Here is a 3,862-nt window from a genome sequence, read left to right as displayed (position 1 = left end):
CACATTCGACAGATCAGGACCATCGATGATTTTGATATGCCCGGCCTTCTGGAGATCAAGAAGGCGGGGGCTCCAGACAGAGAGCCCCCTTTCACGGTTATCATCGATGACATCCTTGTGGGTGAAACTGATCAGGCATGCGCCGTCGGCAAATTCAAACGGCGCTGCTGATGTGATCAGGATTTTCGTCATCTTTGTGTTCCTTGGCCTTTTAGTGTTAACCGCCGAACGTGACGTCCATGACCTTGCAGGCGTTGTTGTCCAGCTTGTAGTACCCGGACCGGTACCAGATGCCGGTGCCCTTGAGCTGCTTTTTGACCAGACGCTCACTCTCGACCATGACCGCCTGGGTGGAGACGCCGCCCAGACAGTAGTTGCTGTCCTGGAGGTAGATGTAATCAGCTTCCAGGCCGGCGTCGGAACGATCCCACTCGATCGGCTTGGGCAGTTGGATCGACACGTCCCGCAGGGTCGTTGCCGGGTTGTTGATCCCGACAACCGCTCCCAGGTACTGCTGCATCTGCGCTTTCTTGGCGATCAGGTGCGTCGGGGTGTACGGATTGGCCAGCGGGGTGGCCAGCTTGATGACCTCGGTGGCGTTGAGGGTGTTGGTCGTGGTCGGATTGAAGGTGGCAGCTGCATTGCTGTTGCCGTCTCCAAGAACACCGACGCGGATAACCGTGGAAGTCTCGGCCACGCCGATCTGCATGCCGATCCGGCGGAGAACGATGTTCAGCGCCTGAAAGGTGACCTTGTCGACGTCATCAAACTTGGCCTTCAGGTACCGGCCGTATTTGTTGAGCCGCTGGGTGCGGTCGCCAACCTTCATCCAGAGATCCTGCAGCTCGTCGCTCTTGGCCATCTCAGCCAGCTCGAGATCATCACCATCGTCCTCGAGGAAGATGCGCTGAAAGCTGGAGGCATCGGTGCGCTCCTGGACAGCGACCAGCTCGTTTACACGCGAAGTGGCGATCAGGGAGGCTGCGACGACCTGGGAGATGTACTCGCCCATGAGAACGCCGGCATCGACGGTGTGGAAGAATTTTCCGACGGTATCAGCGGCAGCGCCACCGATATTGATGCCATAGGAGAGCATCAGCTCATCGAACGCGGTCAGCTTGGCCTCACGGCCGGCTGCCTTGGCCGAGTTTTTCGCCTTGATGACTTCAAACTGGGTCATGTTGGCATAGGGGCTCTTTCCCTCGTGCTGGAAGCGCAAGGACTCGAGCCATTCACCGAATGCCATCCCCTTCTTGGCCGCTTCATCGTACATGCCGACTTCGAGGCCGGAGGCAGGCATCCAGGGGTGTTTGGTGCGGATATCCATGATGGATTTGCCTTTCGTTTTGAGTTATTGATCCGGCCGCGGCTTACTGCATCACGGCAACAATGGTGTTGGTGGTGTCGACCCCGATGACACGGCCAGCGCCCAGGGTGGTGTAATCCTTGACGCTCTTGTAGGTCGTGCTGTAGCAGGCGACGGTGGTACCAAGAGCCGGGGCGCTGCCCTCATAAGGCAGGACGGTGATCCGGGTGGCCGGGTACTTGGCGCTGTTGCGGTCGACATACCAGAACCACTCGACCGTCAGGATGTAGGTATGGACGCCCGCGGTGGTGACATACGATTCGACATCGACGATGCGCCCCTGGATAACGCCGTTTTCAGCCAGGGTTGCGACTTCGAAATTTGCGCCGGTCGACCACTGCACAAAATACTTGGCCAGGCTGGTGCCCGCGGCCATGGCAGCGTCGATCACGGTTTTGAGAGAGGAGTCGGGAAAGCAGGTGCAGAGCAGAGGCTCGCCCCGGTCTCCAGCGATGAACATTCCACGCATGTTGTTTTTCCTCCGTTAGGGGGTTTTATGGTTGTGCGCCCGGACTACAGGACGTAAAGGGCGGCGTTCGGGTCATCGGCTTTGATGCCTTTGGCCTGGTCACCATCCTTATCGCCGTCGGGCTTCTCGTCTTTGATCTGCTGATCGGGCGGATTTTTCGCCTCGTAGGCCCCCTTGTATCCGGTAGCCATGGCGACAATTTCCGCGGTCGAAAGCTTCGCCATCGTTTCGCGATGGGCTTTCGCCTTGTCTTCCTCGGCCGGGATCACGCCGGCAAGACCGCCATAACGCATGGCATCCTCAATGGCGCTGTCCCTGTAGGCCTTCGCGTCTGCGGCGATAACCTTGGCCTGATCTTCGGTCGCTTCGTTCAGTCCGGCGGCAGTCAGAACGGTCGTCATCGCGGTGGTTTTCTCGCGGAGATCATTCAGCTCGGTCTGCGCCGTGGTGATCTTGGCTTCGACTTCACTGGCAAACTGCTCCAGCTCGTCGGTTTTTTCCGGATCAAGCTCGCGCTCGATGCCGGCGATTTTCATCTTGAAGGGCATTGTCTTTTGCTCCTTTGCTTGGTTGTGCTCCTGGAATTTCGCTTCGATGAGTTCATCAATTTCGACCATCAGTGATTGGTCAAGCGCCGAGTCCATGGCGCTCTTTCCTGTGCGGGCCCCGAACTGGCTGCCCAAAAATACCCAGCTTCCCTCAGTAGCCTCTCCCGTCCGGCTGGAATCTCCGTCTGTCCATTCCCGGAATAACAGCTTCCCATTCTCGTCGTTGACGTCATCAAGACGCGGGGCACGGAAGCCGATCGACTCCCAATTGAATATCCCCATATCTATCTTGACTGTAAGATCGCTATCTGTTGCCGGGATATAGTATTTCCCGACCAGCCAGTACAATCCGCCGTCACGTTCCTGGGCGATCTCGGCCAGCTTGCGAAAGTCCTTGAAGGGTGTCTCTCCGCACATCTGCAGCATCTCCTCAATCGAGACCTTCTGCAGTGTGGCTGAATAGTAGCGGCCAGCACCGGCGTCATTCCACCAGTCGTGGTTGAATATTTTGGATTTGCCTGGCAGGGTGCGGACAAAGTTGCGCAACATCTTGACCGGGAAACGCTCGACATCACGGTCAATGACGTTATTGGCCAGGTAGGATTTGTAGGAACGGACCATCGATCGGTCTATGGCATCAGGATTTACCAGAAAGGGCTGGATCTCCTCCCATTCCTGATCGCTCAGCTCGATGGACTTGGTTTTCGCCTCGAGGCGTTTGACGTGCAGCACTTCAGCGTCCGGAACAGCCTTCCCCAGCCACTGCTCGCACTGGTAAGGATCGGCAAAGTTCTTTTTATCGAAGCGCAGCATCTTGCCGAATAGCCGCACACCATCAGCCTGCTTTATCTGTTCGGGATCATCGATGGGCCCGAAAACGAATCCGCGTCTGGTGTCGCCCTGATAAAGGATCATCAATATCTCCATAAAATAAAAAAGCGGGCCGAAATCCGCCGCGCCTCTGCTCAAAGGCCCACGACGGAATCGACCCGCTTGGGGTGCTGAATATGGAAACCGGCTATTTAAGCTTCATGGTTCTTTCTCGGCCTCTGGCCGTTCACAAATTGAATGCCCTGGATCCTTGAAAAGATAATTCTGCGCTCGCCAGCCTTTTTGCAGGCCTCACTTTCACACCGGAATCCTATCTCCCCGGCGAGCGCATCGAAATCAAAGTACCGCTTGCCGCACCATGGGCAACGGAACTGATACTTCATTCCTTGACATCCTCTTGCATCTCGGGGTCGGAGAAGCGCTTTCGCCGGTGTTTCGGTTGAACATCGGGATCGACGTTCTCACCCTCTTCGAAATCGTCCTGGGCCTTTTCAGACTCGACCTCTTCAGGGAGGATATCGGCCATGGGCTCAGGAGCGACAGAGATCTCTTTCTGGCAAAGATGCTGCGCGGATTCGCCTCGAGGGTAGCATATTTCAATGCCGCAAACCTGGCATCTGGTGATAGGCATGATTGAAGTCTCCGTGT

Annotated in this window: 5 protein-coding genes; all 5 read right to left on the bottom strand. The window is 56.6% G+C overall.

Annotation, left to right across the window (positions count from 1 at the left end):
* Nucleotides 1–192: hypothetical protein (locus PLH32_17745; protein ID HQJ66453.1), on the bottom strand; the 192-nt coding region annotated here is incomplete at its 3' end.
* Nucleotides 193–217: 25 nt separating this feature from the next.
* A complete protein-coding gene (locus PLH32_17740) occupies nt 218–1,327 on the bottom strand; it encodes a hypothetical protein (GenBank protein HQJ66452.1) in 1,110 nt (369 codons plus the stop codon).
* A gap of 43 nt (nt 1,328–1,370) precedes the next feature.
* Nucleotides 1,371–1,835 (bottom strand): hypothetical protein, encoded by a 465-nt coding sequence (locus PLH32_17735; protein HQJ66451.1) that lies wholly within the window; start codon nt 1,833–1,835, stop codon nt 1,371–1,373.
* A gap of 44 nt (nt 1,836–1,879) precedes the next feature.
* Nucleotides 1,880–3,298 (bottom strand): hypothetical protein, encoded by a 1,419-nt coding sequence (locus tag PLH32_17730; GenBank protein ID HQJ66450.1) that lies wholly within the window; start codon nt 3,296–3,298, stop codon nt 1,880–1,882.
* A gap of 295 nt (nt 3,299–3,593) precedes the next feature.
* Nucleotides 3,594–3,862: hypothetical protein (locus tag PLH32_17725; protein HQJ66449.1), on the bottom strand; the 269-nt coding region annotated here is incomplete at its 5' end.

The sequence above is a fragment of the bacterium genome, from assembly GCA_035419245.1.
Taxonomy (GTDB): domain Bacteria; phylum Zhuqueibacterota; class Zhuqueibacteria; order Residuimicrobiales; family Residuimicrobiaceae; genus JAKPUX01.
The sequence above is the reverse complement of the archived record's forward strand: the minus strand, read 5'-3'. Positions and strand labels throughout refer to the sequence as shown.